Consider the following 19002-nt stretch of genomic DNA (forward strand, 5'->3'; position numbering starts at 1 on the left):
TTCTCATTACAACAAAATGAAAAAGCTAGTTATACTGTTGTTTGCCGCTCAGCTGAGCTTTGCCCAAAACGATATAAAGATTTCCCTCAAAGGGGACAGTAACACCGAACAGGCTGCCAAGCTGGAAATCATTCGGATTATTCAGGAGCGGATGCAGAAATTGACAGTAGCCGAGATGAACTCTAGGCTGATTGTCTCCAAGGGTGTGCTGAATTACTACAAAGTCGAGGAAATCCTAAAGATGCACAAGGAAATGTACGCTTACCGCTCGAAGTTTGTCACCATTGCGGGTAATTTGGAAAAAGCTAATCCTGGATTTAGTGCATCAGCGGGAGGGGGTATGTCCTGGAAATACATTCAGCAGTTGAGCGGGGCGCTGAGTAAAGCCGATGGCATCAAACAACAACTCGACTTGGTGACTACCTCCGGCAAAATGATTGAGCTGCCGGCACTTCCGACATTTGAGATAAGCCCATCGGGTGGCGATCCGGCTGGCGACGTAAAAGCCAAGATTGAAGCTGCCTTGGCGGAGGCAGGCATTTCCTCACAGGAAGACTGGAATAAGCTGACTAAAGATCAGCAGGACGCGCTCAGCCAGAAGATCAGCGCCTACAATCAGGAGTTCTTTGACGGGCTGAAGAAAGCCACCCAGGACGGCAACAAACAGGTCGTGTCGATTGTGGGCAACGTAGTCGGTTCGATGTTCGGTGTGCCCAATGCCGGATCGATGCTGGTGGGACTCGCTAGTGGTGGTGGGGCTAAAGCCTTATCAGGCCTGGTGGGTTATTTCGTCGACAACTTTCAGGTTCCCACCGAATACTACAGCGCTCCTACGTTGAAGCTGACAGATTCCGAACGCATTAGAATTATTGACGAACTACACCTTCGTATTTCCGAGCTCTATCAGCAGACGACGGCGCTAGGGGCTAGTATGAGTTTGGAGGTAAAGAAGCGTTATGATGAGATAAGCCAGCCGCGCAATGAAGTGATTCTCTACGGTCCAAAGAAGTAGGTTGTGTAACTAAGCCGCTTTTCTCGTTTATTTTAACGAAAAACGTCCGAACACCATGAAAAGCTTTAGACAACAATTCGTGCTGATTGGATTACTGGTGGGGCTCTGGGCTTGTAACAAAGAAAAAGATCCGTCACCGGCATTACCCTCGTATTTAAGGGTACCGACGACTTTATCGGGGTATAAAGGCTCTGGTAAACTAACCATTTCCGGCAAGTCGGTTAACCTGGCGGCCGAAGGCCCGGAACAGCAGCAGGCAAATAGCCGATACTCGGGCGTTGTGGCCGAAGCTATTGGTATTGACCTGATCCGGATCCGCTCCACCTTCAATCAGCCACTCGACTTTGCTAACACATCAACTGTGCCGGCGGAACATCGCTCCAACGCCACCCTTCGAATAATGAATATCACCAAAACAGGCTCGTACCCAATGGGGTTGATGAGTCCAACGCCACGTGGGGAAATTGCTGATCTGGAAATCAACCAACCTGGCCCGGCTCTATACATCACCAGCGCCGGCTCCCTAACAATCAACGAAATTACGACGGTGAAGCAGGAAGGTTCGTTGGTTTTGCGTCGGTTGAAAGGCACGTTTGATGCAACGCTGTTTGGCACTGGCACCAACATTCCCGATAAAGAGCCGCATGTCGCCGGCACAGTTGATGTGTTGCTGCTGTTTAATATTTAACTATGGAACACGCTGCCAGAGTTGTCCTTATCGACTTCGCCATGTATAAAATTTTGTGAATTGAAAAACGCAAATAATATACCAGCCAAGTAAGTCCACCCTAACCATAGAAAATGGATCTAAACATTTCCTAAGTCTAAAAAGGAGTTTGTTTCCGAACGTTCCTTTTATACCTTTACCCAAATTCTTTTTTACCCGAATTTCCTCAGCACATGAGCCAATCTCCTAACGCCACTGAGGCCTTAACGACCTCCACTTTTACGAAGTATCCAACCAATTACCAGCCCAATCTATTCACGGAGTCTCGCCACGAGTTCACTGAACTCGAAAAAAAGATTGTCGTGTTAGTGGTTAATCAGATTGGACACATGGCCTTAAAAGGTGAAATTAAGCCAGGTTGGAACGTCAAATTCACAATACCCTTTACAGAACTAACCAGGCAGCGCTATGATCAAATCAGCGCAGCGGCTGACTCTTTGCAGTCAAAGCGTCTAGCGTATCGGAATGATAAGACGGAGAAGTTTGACTTTATCACCCCTTTTCCTCGGGTAAAGTCAGAGATTGTAGATGGTAAAAAAGTAATTGAATTGACGATGTTCGCCGATGTTGTTCCGCACTTTGCTGAATTGGGACAGCGGTACACCAAGTATGATATTGATATTATGCTATCTCTCTCGTCCGTTTACGCGCAACGTTTTTATGAGATTGTGTCGATGTTTCATAATCGTGGTCAACACCAGTTCCGGTACATGGTTGATCGCTTACGGGAAATGTTAAACTATCCGGAAAGTCACTCCTACAATGATTTTAAAAAGAATGCCTTGGTAGTGGCTCAGCGAGAACTCTATGATAAAGCAGGAATTATAATTGACTGGCTTCCAACAAAAAAAGAAGGAAAGCGAATTCTAGAATTGCAGTTCTCTATTAAAACACAGCGGCAAATTGCCATGGAGAGTGTTGAACAGGACCGACAATTTATTAATGCCATGCCTATCAATGAAGCTATTCAGGCCGTTTGGAAGCTCATGGCTAACTACAAACTGATGGACTGGCAAAAAGATTTGATCGTGTCGGATTTTACTATACTAGAGACGTTCTTTCGAGTGGATTCAGAACTAACTAATGGCCTGAGACCAAAAGTTAAAAATCGCACAGCTTATCTGGTGAAGTCCCTCGGTATCGAAAAACAACCTACTCCTGTACCGGCACCTCCGATTAAGCAGGTACCAATCTTCCCCTTCCAGCCAACAGACGGCGTTTCTGCGCCATTACCTAAATCACCCTTAAGCTCAAAACCCTCTGCTGGTAGGTCAGCTAAGCCGCAGTCAATAGGAGAAATTTTTGGCGAAATGAAACCAGGTAAAAAATGATGATCTTAGATTCTAGGGTAGGTTAAACATGGATTGAGGAAACGATAACAATTGCTTGGCTTACAGAGATTTAAGTAGAGTAAAAATTGCCCTAATAAAAGGTATTACACATTACAAAAGGGGAGTTCCCTACGTTCAGCATCTCGCGACTCCATTTCTTAATAGGGAAAAGTGTATACCTACTAAACCTCCTTTTTCTACTATGGCAAACTCCTTTTTCTTGAACAATTAAAATAAAGAACCTAGTTTTCTAAGCCATTGATACCTACTAAACCTCCTTTTTCTCACGATTAGACACCAGGCTTCGCCTTTTGCGTCTCTAAACCAAGCATTATTTTTGGTAGGGAGTAACACCTACTAGACCTCCTTTTTTGCATTCTACTAAACCTCCTTTTTATCCCGACCCCTCACGTTGATACTATTAAACGACTAAATTAGTAGGCAAGTAGCTGGCTTTCTGTTTTCCACATCCGTCCAAATTATGTTGAAAGATAGGGGACCTACTAAACCTCCTTTTTATTGGAAGGGACCTACCAAACCTCTTTTTTGTGCCTACTAAACCTCCTTTTGTGACCTACTAAACCTCCTTATTTCTTATAGGCAACACCTACTAAACCTCCTTTTGTGACCTACCAAACCTCCTTTTTACGTTTATAAGAGACTAGTAATGTGGCACTTAGGCCCTTCTAAATCAATCAAAGTAAAAATTGATAAAAGATAAAGATCGAAGCGGATTTTTGTTGGAAAGGGGGAGGAGGGAAAACATTATTTATTTACCGTTATAGTAAATATTGATGGCTTTTTTCTACCTTTCCGGCATGGAAAAGCAACGAAAGAAACCGGAGAAGCGCCCGGACTCGGCCCCCCTTGATGCCTTGCGGCTGGTGCTGCGCAGTCACGCCATTGAACTCAAACCATTTGTCCACCAAGTTAAAGACTTACCACAGGATCCGGATTTGGAGTATTACTTCGTACCAGCCGAGTTGAAAGAGACCTACCGGCCATATTACCGGCCCGGGCGTCCTTACAAAAACCTAAAGCTGGTCAACTTTGACCAGCCGGCTATCTCGTTGTCCTTCTACTTCAAGCATAAATACTCCATCAAGCAGGATGTTCCCGCTGATCAAGCCATTGAGTATCTCAGGAACTACCGCGACGAGCTGTTCAATAAAGGCTTGTTGATTCAACCAAGCCAGGCAGAGCAACTTGAATTAAAGCAGGTTGACGACTTGTTGCGGCAGATTCGAACGGCACCTGGTCATTTCCAGTACTGCTTTTCTAACTTCCATCACTTCTACCGCTACTGGTATTGTTCCTACCGGTATTTCGAAGAGGAGAAGCCGGAGAAACTGGGAAGCGCGACCGAACACCTACTGAAGCATTCAGAGCGGGTTAAAGGCCAGGTCAGTCAACGGTTAAACATCATCTTCGTCGATACCGAATACATTGCCAGAGCTATTCCCCTTTCTCAGGACAATAAGACCATCGAAAAAATACTCGCTACGTATAATCATCGGCATGCATTTGGCACGGTAGCTCTATACGTCAAACCGTCGGCTAACAATGCGGATGGTAATAAGTAAGGTCTTCTGCTAGCATAATAGGGAATCCATTACGCCGGGCGCGGTCCGCCGTCGCGGGCGCTACTCTGGTCACAATCAGTCGTCGCCACGAGCCGGAGCGAGACCGGCAACCTTTTAATCTTCTTCGAAATTTATCATAAGGATATGTGCTGGAGACGCATACCTTTGTGAAACCACTGGCTTGGGAAACTATCTGCGGCCGGTCAGGGGCCAGAACGTCATGCTTACCATCCAATCAACACCCCTCGGGATGGGCGTCCGCCTATCGGGTAAGGCGGGGCAACTGAATCTGCTGGGGGATCAGTTTATCCAACTTGGACTGACTCACCCCAACGAGGCTATTGGGCAACTCATCGCTACCTTTGGCCATGAACTTAAACCGGCACGCCATCCTCGCTCGACAACGGGTACGCATAGTTGCCGAATAAGCTGGCCACGCTGGCTGTATCTGGTGCATATCCTGCAACAACTTAGCCCTTCGCTGCCGGATTTGTCGTTGGAGAAACAAGCCCTGGCTGTCCTCATCCAGCGGTCAAAAGAGGAACTTCGGCACTGGCAAACGAAGTGCCGAATGCCCATCAGCCATTTTGTCGATTCCAGCCTGCCGCTTTATCAGGGGGAATTCAGCGAAGGCTTATTGTTAATGGCCGAAACGGCCTTCGTCCGACACCGACCGGTTGGCGATCGGGTAAATTTTCTGGGAACCTGTCTGGATATGCTGAGCCCATCCGCCTGGATTCATCATGATACGTTAGCCTTTGTGAAGTCGATAGCTGATAACTCCTGGCACATGCATATCCTTCGCTCGGACTTAGCGGCCGACTTTTCCGCCAAACGCTGGTGAGCAGATAAGGCTTCTTCGACAGGAGGTTACTTCTCAAAGCAGGTATTCAGCTTCGAAGTGGGCATGCTGCCACTCCGATCAGGGGGTACTATAATCCTGCCGAAATTGTCTACATTCGTCAACCAAGAACCATCTCTGGCTCATGAAATACACGCCGGCTAAACTGACCCGCCAGCAGAAGAAGCAGCAACAGGCGCAGGAACTAGTTCATCAAGCGGACCAGGCAATCAATCTGGAAGAGACCTTCGCGTTCATGATGAAGGCCCGCGAGCTGGACCCGGACAACGTAGAGGTGCTTACCTTTATGGGGACCTACAGTCCTGATCTGCCTGCCAGGCTAGCATTTTTTGAAAGGGCCATCGTCGTTGGGAAAGAGCGGCTGGGGGAGGAGTTTGACCAGTTGCGGGGCCATTTCTGGAGCTTTCACCAAACCCGTCCTTACATGCGTGCAAAAGCCGGTTTAATCCAGACGCTGATCAGCCATGGGCAGTATAATCAGGCGATACCACATCTGTGGGATATGCTGGAGCTAAATAAACTGGACAATCAGGGCATGCGCTATTTTCTATCCACGGCGTTGCTGGAGCAACGGGATGTGTCCGGTTACCAGCAACTATTGAATCGGTTCCCGGAGGATAGGCCGGCAGCCTGGAAGTACAATCATGCTTTGTTTTTGTTCCAGACAGAAGGCTCTAGCCAAGCCAGTCAAACCAAATTGAAGGAGGCCATTAGGCGGAATGGACATGTAGCGGCTTACCTGCTGGGCACCCAAAAGTTACCCCTCCAAGCGCCGGAAGTAGTACTGTTAGGTCATACCAGTGAAGCGGTTGCCTATGCGCAGCAGAATCGTCAGCTGTGGCATACTACGCCTGGTGCTTTGGCGTGGCTAAAACGCACCGCTCAGCCATGAACAATGAGAATCTGTGTCGCGCGGATTAAATCAAAACTGTTACTGACGACATCATCTTTATCGTTGGTTCCAAAATAGAAAATCCGTTAGTTACCGATGATAGCGAAAACGTCCATTACTGAGGTAACTCAAAGCCTGTTTTTATTACCGATAAATAAATATAGTTTGACATTTATTATTAAGTAGGTTTATTTAACCAATAAAAAAAGCTTCTTAACTCTTTAAAGGGCTAAGAAGCAGAGATGTGATTATTTATATTTTTCGAAAATAATGTCTTGGGTCTATTTTAACTAAAGCAATGTTAAAGCCCTAACTAAGAGTTAAATTTTATTTTATTAATCTATAATTTAATAATACTTAAAACTGCTTTATTCTCCTGTATAGCCGTTCTGATTAGGCCTTTTATGCAAAACGGGACATTGTACCACGGCCTTAACAATAACATATAGGCGTGGTTTTGCGGGGCGGTAAGAAAAGCGCTGCCTTCTTTTTCTGTTTTATTGCTCACTCATAGCCGGTCCGATTTAACTCATCTTATTCTAAGGACAATAACCAGATAAAAATATCAAACGTTTCGGTGAGCTGCCTTAAATATCTACCCTTTTAAAACCTTATTTTGATTTTGGCCTAAGCCCTACAGCTGAAATTTTTCGGCATAAATACCCAGTAGAATACATTCATCCTATAGTATGACTATAGCCGGTTTAGGCAGTTGAGTATCGAATTAGAACTAATTTATAAACAAATCAAAACGGAGTTACAAAATGGCCCTTGGAGACGGAATCCGCAGAAACATCGCACACGTTGACCCTGCTGAGAGAGCACTCTTACGAGACGCTTTAATTGAGATGAACAGAAGGGTTTTTCCGGGTATACGAACTGATAGCCCACCAGGTGGAGTAACATGGTGGTTTAAACAAGACGAAATTCACGCGGCAACGCATGTTCACGGCGGGCCCGAATTTATTCCATGGCACCGAGAGCTTGTCAACCGTTTAGAAGAGCTGTTGCGGCAAATTAATCCACGCCTTTCCCTTCACTACTGGGATTGGACACAAGATCCAAGGGCCGTTCCTAACGCAAACCTTGGGGGAGGAGCGGTCGGGGCGTTAAATTTGTTTACACCGGATTTCATGGGGTACGGTGGCCCAACTTCGGCACCGATTGGTGAACCTTGGCTGAGTGCCGGCTACTACGTTCCGGGTGCCAATCCACATCGGGATGGTTCAGGCAATCCGGCCGATTCACCCAGAACCGTTGTTCGTTTTGTTGCCGGCTCCCCAGCATCCGCCGCTAATGACAATGCAATCCTTGCCGCAATTGATTTTCCTAACATGCGTCGTAGCTTGGAAATCGTTCATAATGCCATGCACGGTTTCGTTAACATGGGAAGTGCGCATGTGTCATTCCGCGATCCTTTTGTGTTTCTGTTGCATTCCAATGTTGATCGCCTGTACGCACGTTGGCAGACGGACCCTGCACATCCTGAAAGACTCGACCCCAATGTTGTCTATGGGTCGGAAAGTACCGATGCCCGGATCAACAGTAATATCCGGCCCTGGTCCGGCGCGCCACCCACGACCCGGCCCTGGGCTCCACCGGAAAATCAACAGGTTGTAAAGACGTATAAGCACCCGACAGTTGTTGCTCCTCCGCGTTATGATACCAATCACCCTGCCATACAATTGGTGGTGGCCAACTTCGGTTACAATGCTGGGGGCTGGCGCGTGGAACGGCATCCCCGCTTGGTGGTTGACCTTACCGGAGATAGGCGAGCCGACATTATCGGCTTCGGCAATGCCGGTGTGTGGGTGGCCCGTAACAACGGGAATGGCACCTTCCAATCACCGCAGCTAGCCGTTGGCAACTTCGGTTATGATGCCGGCGGCTGGCGCGTAGAACGGCACCCGCGCTTCCTGGCCGACACTACCGGGGATGGACGACCAGACATTGTCGGCTTCGGCAATGCCGGTGTGTGGGTTTCACGCAACAACGGGAATGGCACTTTCCAACTGCCCCAGCTTTTGGTGGGCAATTTTGGTTATGATGCGGGGGGCTGGCGCGTGGAAATGCATCCCCGCTTGGTGGTTGACCTTACCGGAGATAGGCGAGCCGACATTGTCGGCTTCGGCAATGCTGGCGTGTGGGTAGCACGCAATAATGGGGACGGTACTTTTCAAGATCCTCAGCTTGTAGTAGATAACTTCGGCTACAACGCTGGTGGCTGGCGCGTAGAACGGCACCCGCGCTTCCTGGCCGACACTACCGGGGATGGACGACCAGACATTGTCGGCTTTGGCAATGCCGGCGTGTGGGTAGCCCGTAACAATGGGGACGGCACCTTTCAGGCACCCCAACTTATGGTAAACAACTTCGGCTACGATGCGGGGGGCTGGCGCGTGGAACGGCATCCCCGCTTGGTGGTTGACCTTACCGGGGACGGGCGAGCCGACATTGTCGGCTTCGGCAATGCTGGCGTGTGGGTAGCACGCAATAATGGGGACGGTACTTTTCAAGACCCTCAGCTTGTTGTGGGTAACTTCGGCTATGAAGCTGGGGGCTGGCGTGTTGACATGCATCCCCGCTTCCTGGCGGACACCACCGGTGATGGACGACCAGACGTCGTAGGCTTTGGTGACTTTGGTGTCTGGGTGGCCCGAAACAACGGTGACGGCACCTTCCAACCGCCACAGCTCATTGTAGGCAACTTCGCCTACATTGCGGGCGGCTGGCGTGTTGACATGCACCCACGTTTCCTGGCCGATATTAGCGGCGATGGACGAGCCGATATTGTCGGCTTTGGCAATGCCGGAGTTTGGGTTTCAATAAGTATATAGCTTAGCATTGAAAATGACCACCTGTAGCTAGATAGTTGAAAAGAGGTTACAGGTGGTCATTTGAGAAATAGGTCTTTTCTTAAAATTGCCGGGGGATCATCTCTGCAGATCTGCAGATTCCTCGGTACGCCACAGCGCCCCGGGTGTGGCCAAAATAAAAATGGAACGTAAACGTGCTGATTTTTAATAAGGTTAGAGAATGCATCGTTTAACCTATTCCCATATCTGAGGATTATACATTACCTCAAGATCAACCGTCGTTCAGGATTTCTTATAAACCTCCGTTTTTGTTAACTAATTCGTAATAGATTGCAACTACCAAAGCGGGCCAGATATCAAATAGCTATGGGTAGATTTGCAGTTTGGTTCAAAATCCGTCACATAACGGTAATTGCCAGATTCCTGAATAGTTTGGCTAATCTAACTAAATAACGTAACGTCTTGGCTTATAAACGGTTAACCTCTTTCCTGTATACAAGCGGACTGGTCAACTTGAACTCTTGATTGACAATGAATTTGCCTTAAGTAAACCTTGGGTAAAAATATAATTACCTGATATTCAGCAGCTCATTACTTAAGTGACGGATTTTGTCCGAAACGGTAAAGCGACCCTCTATTCCATTGTAAAGACTTGTTTATAAAAAGGCCCCTTCAAATAACATAACGCCCAACTATACTTGCTGCCTTGCCGGACGTTGTACTTTTTTCAATTACGGACCCTCTTGCATACGCATTACACTAATTTCTAAGATATATAATTCATTTGCAGTTAACTGGCATTACCTATACCTTTACGCCCCTTTTCAAATATCCCTCCTCATGTCAACCACTAATCCATTGGGCCAAGCCCCAATTCGGGGGTAGCTGACACATTCTGGGTATATCCACCACGCACAGAGGGTAAGTAATTTTAAAACAGCATCTTACGCCGAAATGTATGCTTTTAACGACCGTTTTGGAGAATAAGTAATTTTGCCGTTTAGGTACATGTAAAAGCGAATAATTACTATGCTTTTAGGGCAAAAAATACCCTTAAAGGTGAATCTATTACAAAAAGAGGCTTTTAGAAGTGAAATTGAGCCATTTTCTAAGCCATTTAGCCAAAACGGTGAAATAGCCCCAAAGTACAGGTAGTTAAATTTGTATAACTATCTAACTGTTAGTTAATTATAGCCTTCACGTGGCGGATATACCCAGAATGTGTTAGATACCCCGGAAAAGAGTCTTTTAGTTGGATATAGCTTCATGTTTTTGGCCGTAAGGTGTACTGATTTGAACCTTAGCTTAGGTCAGTACAGTTGAGTAGCTCGTCGGCATGAGAACAGCCCGTGTTAACGCCAACATTGATATCCCTGTGCAGGCCGTCAGCTTCACGCTCGTCTTCAAGCGTATTCAGGACTATGGCCGTCAGATTGCTGAAGGTTACGCCTGGAAGATGGGCTGGCAGATCCAGCAGGTCATTGCCGAAAAAATTACGGGAGTGGGTCAGCATCTCCGAAATACACATTTAAGCACTACAAGTGGTTATATTGATCATATTAAATAGAAGGTACTCCACAACAGACGGAGTACTTTCTATTTATATTTTGTGCTTAATTGACTTATTCTGTCTGCTGGGAGTTAGCTAAATCCTTTTGCCTGGATTTATCTGGCTTACTTTGCTCCGTCAGTGCTTTTAAAGCCGAACTAACCAAAATTAAATAAAACACTACAATTAAAAAGCGATCACCATCTTTCCACATTGTGATGTCAAAAGTTGCAATCAGAAAGGACCCGATTAAGTATACGAATATCGCTGTCCCAATTAAAACCCCGAAGAAAAACTTACGGTTATCCATATTAATTAGCTGGTTTTAAATTTAAGTGAGTTTTTTGAACGTAATCCTGTATACGTAGGCAAATCAACCTACTACTGACTAAAAGATCGACTTCCGTTTAGACCCAGGTAACTTTACTTGACTTAATCCAAAAGTGACTTCTACAGCCAACTTGACGCCAAACAGAAGGCATAATGGTAACTCGTTGCTGTTTTTCAACCGAAAACGTCCAATGTGGTCGATAGTCTGTCAGTAGACTTAGTTGTATGATTTCCTGGCAACCACATGGGCAAATGAAGGCTAACAGCCATGGATTTTTAGGATCACCAATGACGTAAAATCCATCTTTACTCAACTTTTCTGGTAAGTCATCAACGTATACTAGCTTGGCTGACTGTTTAAACCAACGTTCCCAGATTTTTTGTGTAAACCGCCACAAGAATTTCATAAAGTCAGTACAGAAAGTTCAGGCATCTCTAAAAACAATGCTCCTGAATCGCCTTTACCAATTCGTTTCGCTAAGTATATATCGCGCTCAAAATCAGATTCTGATTCTGTGATGATGCACATCTCTGTCAAATCAATCATCGAGCGGGCATATTGCTTTGGTGACTCCGTTCGGAAAGGATGTAAACGATTTAACAACTCATTTACGGCAAAGCTGGCATATGTCATATTGACGCTTATAACGGCCGGTCGATCAACGTTAATGTTCCGTATATAAGCATTCTTGGCCAACTCAGGGAACATTTCAGGGTTTTGCCGGTAAGTTCCAGCGGCCCGCAGGTCTTCAGGGTCATACACTTTTCTACTTAGCAATGACGATCTTCCAGGTTGCAAATAGTGAACCGTTCCAACAATTTTATCAACACTTCCATGCCCATCTGCTTCTAACTTTACACCAACGTCAATATATGGAATAAGAAAAAAGGTAGCCAGCTGATTCAATAGATGTCTACCATCCACGCTATCCATACAACCGATGAGTATATCACAACCAGCAAGATCGAGAAGTGCTTCATGATTGTCATACAAATTGACAGCATACCTCCTGACTTTGGTTCCTAAGCCAATCCGCTCTACGGCGTCAGCTAGAACATCAACTTTTAAACGATGTTGTGCTGCATCGGTAGCTGACGAGTTTAGAATACGGTTCAAGTTTTTATGCTCAACCCGGTCTGGATCAATTATCACTAATTCTCCTACGTTGTATCGAGCTAGTTGTTCAATGACTGGACTACCTGTGCCAGAGCAACCAACGACCCCAATCCGTAATTCTTTCAGTTGGCGGTAAGTCCCTTCTCCAAACGCCTGCGCTGTTCTTCGGCCAGATTCCTCAACTTGTGAGAAGTTTTGCTGGGAGTTCCAGATTTGGATTTGGTCACTCACTAGCACAACTTTGTCGAGATATAGGTGCGAGTTATCCGGAAAAAATACGCGGCCAATTATTTTTCCATCGGGTAACATAATTGCACTGGCGTGTGGTTCGTCATCGTTCATCCAACCGAACACCGAGGGGAATAGCCGAAGGTCTGACTCATCATCAACCTCAGAAAACCGATCATAATACCCGCCCGGATGACTATGAATTTTAAGTAAGCTTAAATTAAGCTCACTCGCTTTTTCTAAAAGCGGTAGAATTCTCTCAGTTCGCCAGTGAACATAATCTCCACCCCGATCGCATTCTTCATAGGGAATGACTTCTACCTGATGAACGAGTAATTTCGTTACTTGATCATTTTTATAACGTCCACAGAGGGCTACTGCCACAGCCTCCTTCCCGTCGCCGGGAAGGAGATGCTGTTTTAGAAGTTCGTAGTGGGGACCGGCGATATTAAGCTGGTACTGCATATGGAGCGGGGCGTTTTTGAAATTCCTGTTCAAACCAGAAGCTTACTAAAAGAAGATGCGTTGACAGATTGTCTTCACCATCCCGCCAGGGATTCTCTCCGGTACGATGGCGAGACCAACGCTGGAACATTTTCCCGTCGATCATCTGGCCACAAAGAGCGTTAATGGGCTGATTGTCTGCCCGCTGTAATGGCGGATAAACGTAAACCATATCCAACTGCGTGCGCGGATAGCCAGGTTCAATTTTTATAGCAATAGTTGCTGTTTGAACCCCATAGCCGTTAGGCAGAGGAAATTCATCGATTAACACCCATTGGCCATTTCCTTCAGAAACTGTTTCCCAAATAGCACAGTTTGTATTAAGCGCTTCCAGATCTTCCTCAGGAAGGGTAAACTGCCGGCGGGGCAGTTTACCTTCAGTCTGATCCAATGGTACTGTCATGAACTTTTCCACGCCGGGATCGGTAAAACAGACCACTTGATCCAGTCCAATCTTTTCTACTTTGCCTTTATGCAGTTTCTGATTGAGTTGGAATCGTTCAACCGGTAGTTTACCAGCAAGTGTCAACAGCTCACGACCTGTCATATGCTCCTTATCGACCAGATATTCAATACGGTCAATTTGTATTTCGTATTTCTCTGCCTTAGGTGGTTTTTGTCCAGCGCGGGCATAAACATGAATGTTAACTACTTTTAATATGATTATTTCTTCAATAATCACGACATCAGTATGCTCAATATGCTTGTCCATGAGACGTGCTTGTTTTTTTGTTGATTGCTCCCTACTATTTTGGTCGGGGAGTCTCGTAACCAGGCACAACTCGGTATGGTGGCTTGATTCAGGTTTGATTTGTACCCAGTTGACTGACGGCATCGGTTGCCAACCGTACGCCCATTATTCGCGGAATAAGTCAATTGGCTCCTTACTGTAGTGCCACCTAGAGTAGGGAGCATTTTTACTACGGATCGCTACAGAAGTGTTTATCGAGATCGAAGTGCATCGAGTCAGCATTTGAACGGTTTCAATTATAATATGCGTATCCGCTCGTTTTGTGACAGTGTTTTGAGTGATTTTTTGAAAAAATTTAGTTAGCCAACCGTTACTTACTTTTCCTTCTACAACTGGGTTAAATCACCAAAGTCTTCTTCTTCCTCCTCGGTTGAATTTTCATAATCTATAATTAGTCCTAATTCACGCTTTAATTTTAAAAGAAAATCTCTTTCATAAATATCGAACAAACTTTGGTGTGCGCGGGCATAACTCCAGGTTTCGTTGAGCTGAACGGCGAACGTTGTAGTCGGCTCTTTTAGTAAGGTAGATATCGGCACAAGACGGGCATCTTTACAAAATGAGAATACCTCCTCCACTAACAATTCAAGAATTTGGTCAGGAAAGTAACTTTTGTAATGAGTTGGTCTGGGGTTTTTTGTTAGTGCCAGAAACTTAGTCCAAACCTGGTTGATTTGCTCGCGTTCAAACTGTAAATCGAGTTTATCTAACATCAACAATATTATCCGAATACGAGTAGCATCCGGTGGATGATTCGGCTTCCATCGGTACAATAGGTCTTCTCCCTGCGCCTTTGTATTTAAAATTAAAGCTGTCCAGACATAGGCGGGTCCTACTAAAAAAGTTGCTATTAAATCGCAAGCTAATTCCCAGACCCATTTTGTTTCCCAAAGTGTACGAACCTCTTCCAGTTCAGCATGTCGAGTCTCTACTTTTACTTTTTCATTTTTGATACGAACCCACTCGGCATGAAAATAACGTTTAAGTTCAGCGATGAATTTGCTCAACATATTGCCATCCTGGTACTTGAAGCAAAACAAGTGAGCTATTTCATGATATAAATTAGGTAAATGCAATAGGCATTCTTCCTCTCCACGGGGTAATGCTAGTATTTCTACTCCGGCAATCTGCTCAACCCAGTAGTATTTTTTCGAATTACTAGTAAGAGTAACGATTGGTTTGGCAATAGCTAGAATATTTGATTCTTTATAAATCTTATTGATTAGCCGATTGAAGAACCGCTCGGCTGCATCATATTGCAAAATAATTTCGGCTAAATTACTATCGATGAATTCGTACCGTAAAATGTATTTATTATATAGATATAAGTTATTGGGCATCAACAATTCGAAATCAAGAAAGCCACTTTCAATGATTCGAAACGTTTCAAGTTCTAGTGTTTCCAGTAAATCCAATGTATCCTGAACAAAAAGTGCAGAAACATCAATATCAAATTCAGTTGAGCGAGCGTCAATTTTTGACTTTAGTTTCCGGATTCGATTATATAAATCAACATAGGCCGTCTTTAAGAAGTCTACCATGCACTAAGCGTTGAGTAATTTCTGAAACAATAGGCTCCGTTGATTTCCCATAATGGTAATTATCCGGTCCCAAAATTGAAACTCCTTAGGAGAAAGAAGTTGGTTGGTGTTAAGCATTATCTGGATTTGACGAGCCTCATCATGAATTTGATCTTTCAAGGGGATCGTTTCAAACACGTTATCTACTTCGTCAATGGATGTCCCCTTTGCGTCATAAAACGCAATCAACTTTTCAACAAAGTTCAATAGAATCTGCTTAGAGTCCTCGTATGTAGCCTCGTCAATTTCTAATTGTGGATATCGTTTTGTAGCAGGCAAACTAGTGATCAAACTTTTTTGCTTAACTCGGGTAATGGCCTCATTGAGGCTATCCGCATGGTGGGTTAGTTTCCAGAAACGCTCAGCGACTTCGTCTAATTCTGACATTAGTTTAGATATTAAGCTTCAGAGGTTGCGAGTTTTTCCAGTTTAGATTCATCTGTACGATGTGCAAACGACCGAATTAAAGTATCAATCAATTTAATGGGCACGGGTAGAGAACTAGGTTGTTCAGGAGCCGAAAAAGCCAAAAGCGACTGATAATAAATATCTTGGCACACTTTTTCAATCTCAATATTTTCTCCCGCCGTTAGTACAATGGACAGTGGTTTTGATGAACCAGGCGTTTTAAACGGGTATCCAGTATTGAATAGATAACCTTCTGATTCATTGAGGAAATAGGTTCCTGCTACCGGGTTTTCTAGTTTAGCCCCACTATGCACGGCCGTCCGGAGGGTGAGACTAGATTGCTTTTTTACGTCTACTACACCCCAACTGAATTGTTCGGGTATAAACTGTTTTACAGAATAACGGGCGAGAACTTCCCGTAATGCAATTTCTTCTTCACCAAACGAAATACCGTCTCGTAATAAAATAATTCCATTGGGCTTTGGAGCATAGAGTGGAATATGTTCTTTTAAATTTTCTTCCAAAACGTCAGCTATTAATTCAGCGTTAATCTTTTCGTTTCGAAACGTTCCGGTACCTTTAGAAATTCGTTTGTAATCGAAAACAATCTGTTCACCATTTCGGTAGAAAAAACAGAAGCCCGCGTAATAATCATGGGCATCGATACCTACATATATATCATAATTTAGTGGATGTTGTAGAGCATATAACCACTTGTAATTTATAATCAATAGTTCAAATAGTAGGTTTGATAAATACGATTTATATTCCTGAAATAAAGTTTTGTTAACATCGTAGACCCAGCCAAACTTGGGATGGTTCACCTTCTGGAAAAATCTAATAAATCGATTTGCGCTAGCAAATTGAAACCTGAGGTTTGGATAATACTCCTTTTTTAAGCAGTCATGTAAATCTTTTAAAAATCGGTCTGAATTGTGTTTATGATCCGGCAAAATAAACAAACCAGCGCCTTCATCAATTTGGCGTCGGTTTAGTAAATTTTTAAACGATTTAAATTGTTTATAAGCACTAGCAACGTCACTTTCATCATACATCACAATGATAAGCCCTTCAAAATTTTTGGCGATAGCCCGAATATTTTTATCAAGATTATATTTTACACTCTTTGCAAACTGATAACCTAAGCTTTCAGGCATAAATAAATAGTTAGGCCCAAAGTAGTTTTGCGTTAAAATGCCGTTCTGATATATCCCTTGTTTTCTTACTTTACCAAAATCACGTAGGTTATTTGTAAGCATAGAGTCGTGATTCAGCGGATCGAAGATGGTATCATTTTTATATTTAAACGTGGGTAACTTAAATACAGGCAAGACTAGTTCTAATGGCTGCTGGTTAACAGACAAGGTGACTCCATTGAATGTGATTGTCTGAAAATAATCCCGAACGTACGATTGAATTCGTTCAAATCGCTGCTGTGGACCATAAATCGTTTCCCGCTGAAGTGGCCGGGCGTCTTCATCCTTAAGTGTTTTAACTAGTTTAGCAAAACAAGTTGCGCCAGATTTTATGTCACTTCGGTTGGTATAGGTATGCAGTAATGTAGGACAATTCTCAATTAAAGAAATCGAGGACTGAGAACTAGCGTACAATCCCTCTGTTCGAATGTAGTCGTATACGGTTACTTCCTGCTCTGGGTTCTTTCGAAATCTCTGGACGTTAATTGCTTTTCCAATTCCCTTAAACTCTACTGGATAAACCGAATTACCATTAAAATAAAGCAATCTTTTTCCTCGGAGTTCGTTATTAATTTTTTGTATATCCTGGCCAAAAATTCGTTCGTGAAGAAACTGGCGGTCTGTGTATCGGTGTGCTAAATCTAGACCAATATAGAACTCCTTGTTAATGTATTTAAGCTTAAAATTAAAACCCTCGTAAACTTCAATATTTCTATTTCGAGGACGGTAAGTAGGTTGCTGTACGAAGAATTCACTGTTATTATACTTCCATAAAGATTTCGCACTCAACTGCTCCCGAATATAGAAGTATAGGAATTGCTGAGCTAAATCAACTTCTTCTGGAGCTAAAGCGGCATAGTTGATCTGTCGAACGCCTCCGCTTACCAAAGAAACAGTAGCTAGCTGGGGCGCTAATAAAATTCGATTGGTAATTAAGGGAGTATACGCTTTAATTGCTGCGTATTTAACGCCTGCTTCATAAACAGTACCTACGGGTCCCTTTGTCTGAGATGCTAGTTCAAAAAGAACTGCATTCCAATGAGTTTGTTTGAGCGAAGGAGCTTTAAGCGACCTAGGCAATTCGACTTTAACTAGTTGATAGACAAAAGAGAGTTCACGTAAATTCTGTAGTTTGAACAAATTCAGAATATTGCTGTTCGTTGTACTCATAATTGTTTTCCAGTAAATAACTACACATATACCGAAACTTACAAAATTGGCAGGTCGAGGGTTTATCCGTTATGGGAAAGTCATCGACAAAAGGTTTTTGACTTTCCTGCTTTTGCATCAAAGTTGATTCATCTGCATTTAAGTAGATGTAGTCAATTGTCTGATTAATTTCGTCGGTTGTAAAAGGGTGCTTTTTCAGTTCCTGCGTTAACAAATTAACTTCCCATAACTCAATATCTGTTGAACGCATATATGCTTTTCCAAACCGTTGCTGGTTAGTATAAAGGACGGCAATTCCGGCAATGATCAATTGCAACGAGTAGTCAGAAACATCACTATCAGAAACTTTCCAATCAATAATAACAGCTTTATTTCCCTTCCCCAAAAGTAAATCAATTTGGGGCGTTACCCGTATATTTTCAAATTCAAACTTTATAAATCTTACATTAGGAATTATTAGTGAGTGGTCTTCAATGAAGTTGCTCATTAGCCGTCCATCTATTGGACTTTTTAGGGTAGAGAATTTAGAAAGTACATCATGAATTTGCGTATAAACGTTCTGTATCTCCTCCTCAGTATAGGGTTTTTGAGATTCATGAATATCTAGAATGCAATAATCGGCTCCCACACCGGCTTTTGATAAGCCTTTTTCTCTATATTTCAGACTTTCAGAAAAAGCAAATTGTCTTTGGGCAAGTTCAACTCCTTTTTGAGCAATTTGATTGAAATTTAACTTTTTTCGTTTGCGAAGACCATCTACTACTTCCGTTTCCACGATATAATCGATAACAGAACCTTGCCACATGTGTAAACTTTTTGAATTTTTTAACTCAAAAAGTTTACGACGATACGGATCGGTGAAATAGTGCGAAGGTGCAACATAGCCAAAATAGTATTGCCTGTTGCACCTTCTAAATGTAGTCAGAGCTGAATAAGACCAGTCCAT

The 19002-nt window shown here is 43.9% G+C and carries 16 protein-coding genes; 8 read left to right on the forward strand and 8 right to left on the reverse strand.

The genetic code is table 11. The features are described 5' to 3' along the window. Positions 1-16: 16 nt before the first annotated feature. The 8 genes from ABD949_RS22520 (at position 17) to ABD949_RS22555 (ending at position 10790) form a co-directional block, all read left to right on the forward strand. Positions 17-1012 carry a hypothetical protein gene (locus tag ABD949_RS22520; protein ID WP_345247251.1) on the forward strand — a complete coding sequence of 332 codons (996 nt, stop codon included), beginning with the start codon at positions 17-19 and terminating at the stop codon, positions 1010-1012. Between the two features lie 55 nt (positions 1013-1067). After that, positions 1068-1700, forward strand: coding sequence for a hypothetical protein (locus ABD949_RS22525; protein ID WP_345247252.1), 633 nt, complete (start codon positions 1068-1070; stop codon positions 1698-1700). Positions 1701-1912: 212 nt separating this feature from the next. Next, positions 1913-3070, forward strand: coding sequence for a replication initiation protein (locus ABD949_RS22530; protein ID WP_345247253.1), 1158 nt, complete (start codon positions 1913-1915; stop codon positions 3068-3070). A gap of 818 nt (positions 3071-3888) precedes the next feature. After that, positions 3889-4653, forward strand: a complete 765-nt coding sequence (locus ABD949_RS22535) for a hypothetical protein (protein WP_345247254.1) — start codon at positions 3889-3891, stop codon at positions 4651-4653. A 181-nt stretch (positions 4654-4834) separates the two neighbouring features. Continuing rightward, positions 4835-5497 carry a hypothetical protein gene (locus tag ABD949_RS22540; protein WP_345247255.1) on the forward strand — a complete coding sequence of 221 codons (663 nt, stop codon included), beginning with the start codon at positions 4835-4837 and terminating at the stop codon, positions 5495-5497. Between the two features lie 142 nt (positions 5498-5639). Continuing rightward, entirely contained in the window at positions 5640-6407 is a 768-nt protein-coding gene (locus tag ABD949_RS22545; RefSeq protein ID WP_345247257.1) for a hypothetical protein, read from the forward strand. An 848-nt stretch (positions 6408-7255) separates the two neighbouring features. Next, a complete protein-coding gene (locus tag ABD949_RS22550) occupies positions 7256-9244 on the forward strand; it encodes an FG-GAP-like repeat-containing protein (protein WP_345247259.1) in 1989 nt (662 codons plus the stop codon). A gap of 1315 nt (positions 9245-10559) precedes the next feature. Then, entirely contained in the window at positions 10560-10790 is a 231-nt protein-coding gene (locus ABD949_RS22555) for a hypothetical protein (protein WP_345247261.1), read from the forward strand. Positions 10791-10845: 55 nt separating this feature from the next. Here the strand turns inward: ABD949_RS22555 and ABD949_RS22560 are convergent, their stop codons facing one another. The 8 genes from ABD949_RS22560 to ABD949_RS22590 form a co-directional block, all read right to left on the reverse strand. After that, the gene (locus tag ABD949_RS22560) at positions 10846-11082 is read right to left on the reverse strand and encodes a hypothetical protein (protein ID WP_345247263.1); all 237 of its coding nucleotides are present in this window, start codon (positions 11080-11082) and stop codon (positions 10846-10848) included. A 97-nt stretch (positions 11083-11179) separates the two neighbouring features. After that, the gene (locus tag ABD949_RS30855) at positions 11180-11509 is read right to left on the reverse strand and encodes a ubiquitination-like system serine protease family protein (protein WP_425576795.1); all 330 of its coding nucleotides are present in this window, start codon (positions 11507-11509) and stop codon (positions 11180-11182) included. Next, positions 11506-12912 (reverse strand): HesA/MoeB/ThiF family protein, encoded by a 1407-nt coding sequence (locus tag ABD949_RS22565; RefSeq protein ID WP_345247264.1) that lies wholly within the window; start codon positions 12910-12912, stop codon positions 11506-11508. Before ABD949_RS22565 ends, ABD949_RS30855 begins: the two co-directional genes overlap by 4 nt. Next, complete coding sequence (locus ABD949_RS22570) at positions 12896-13663, reverse strand: multiubiquitin domain-containing protein (RefSeq protein ID WP_345247265.1); 768 nt, start codon at positions 13661-13663, stop codon at positions 12896-12898. The genes ABD949_RS22565 and ABD949_RS22570 overlap by 17 nt, the downstream gene beginning before the upstream one ends. A gap of 365 nt (positions 13664-14028) precedes the next feature. Continuing rightward, positions 14029-15243, reverse strand: coding sequence for a hypothetical protein (locus ABD949_RS22575; protein WP_345247266.1), 1215 nt, complete (start codon positions 15241-15243; stop codon positions 14029-14031). 3 nt (positions 15244-15246) lie between these two features. Continuing rightward, the gene (locus tag ABD949_RS22580) at positions 15247-15669 is read right to left on the reverse strand and encodes a hypothetical protein (protein ID WP_345247268.1); all 423 of its coding nucleotides are present in this window, start codon (positions 15667-15669) and stop codon (positions 15247-15249) included. Positions 15670-15680: 11 nt separating this feature from the next. Continuing rightward, positions 15681-18056, reverse strand: a complete 2376-nt coding sequence (locus tag ABD949_RS22585; RefSeq protein WP_345247269.1) for an argonaute/piwi family protein — start codon at positions 18054-18056, stop codon at positions 15681-15683. Next, positions 18001-19002 (reverse strand): PD-(D/E)XK nuclease family protein, encoded by a 1002-nt coding sequence (locus ABD949_RS22590; protein ID WP_345247270.1) that lies wholly within the window; start codon positions 19000-19002, stop codon positions 18001-18003. Before ABD949_RS22590 ends, ABD949_RS22585 begins: the two co-directional genes overlap by 56 nt.

It is taken from the genome of Nibrella saemangeumensis, from assembly GCF_039541915.1.
Taxonomy (GTDB): Bacteria; Bacteroidota; Bacteroidia; order Cytophagales; family Spirosomataceae; genus Nibrella; species Nibrella saemangeumensis.

Bases quoted from the DNA above. Each gene is read 5' to 3' on its own strand.
- ABD949_RS22520 (WP_345247251.1), top strand. From the start codon at position 17: ATGAAAAAGCTAGTTATACTGTTGTTTGCCGCTCAGCTGAGCTTTGCC.
- ABD949_RS22525 (WP_345247252.1), top strand. From the start codon at position 1,068: ATGAAAAGCTTTAGACAACAATTCGTGCTGATTGGATTACTGGTGGGG.
- ABD949_RS22530 (WP_345247253.1), top strand. From the start codon at position 1,913: ATGAGCCAATCTCCTAACGCCACTGAGGCCTTAACGACCTCCACTTTT.
- ABD949_RS22535 (WP_345247254.1), top strand. From the start codon at position 3,889: ATGGAAAAGCAACGAAAGAAACCGGAGAAGCGCCCGGACTCGGCCCCC.
- ABD949_RS22545 (WP_345247257.1), top strand. From the start codon at position 5,640: ATGAAATACACGCCGGCTAAACTGACCCGCCAGCAGAAGAAGCAGCAA.
- ABD949_RS22550 (WP_345247259.1), top strand. From the start codon at position 7,256: ATGAACAGAAGGGTTTTTCCGGGTATACGAACTGATAGCCCACCAGGT.
- ABD949_RS22555 (WP_345247261.1), top strand. From the start codon at position 10,560: ATGAGAACAGCCCGTGTTAACGCCAACATTGATATCCCTGTGCAGGCC.
- ABD949_RS22560 (WP_345247263.1), bottom strand. From the start codon at position 11,082: ATGGATAACCGTAAGTTTTTCTTCGGGGTTTTAATTGGGACAGCGATA.
- ABD949_RS30855 (WP_425576795.1), bottom strand. From the start codon at position 11,509: ATGAAATTCTTGTGGCGGTTTACACAAAAAATCTGGGAACGTTGGTTT.
- ABD949_RS22565 (WP_345247264.1), bottom strand. From the start codon at position 12,912: ATGCAGTACCAGCTTAATATCGCCGGTCCCCACTACGAACTTCTAAAA.
- ABD949_RS22570 (WP_345247265.1), bottom strand. From the start codon at position 13,663: ATGGACAAGCATATTGAGCATACTGATGTCGTGATTATTGAAGAAATA.
- ABD949_RS22575 (WP_345247266.1), bottom strand. From the start codon at position 15,243: ATGGTAGACTTCTTAAAGACGGCCTATGTTGATTTATATAATCGAATC.
- ABD949_RS22580 (WP_345247268.1), bottom strand. From the start codon at position 15,669: ATGTCAGAATTAGACGAAGTCGCTGAGCGTTTCTGGAAACTAACCCAC.
- ABD949_RS22585 (WP_345247269.1), bottom strand. From the start codon at position 18,056: ATGAGTACAACGAACAGCAATATTCTGAATTTGTTCAAACTACAGAAT.
- ABD949_RS22590 (WP_345247270.1), bottom strand. From the start codon at position 19,002: ATGGACTGGTCTTATTCAGCTCTGACTACATTTAGAAGGTGCAACAGG.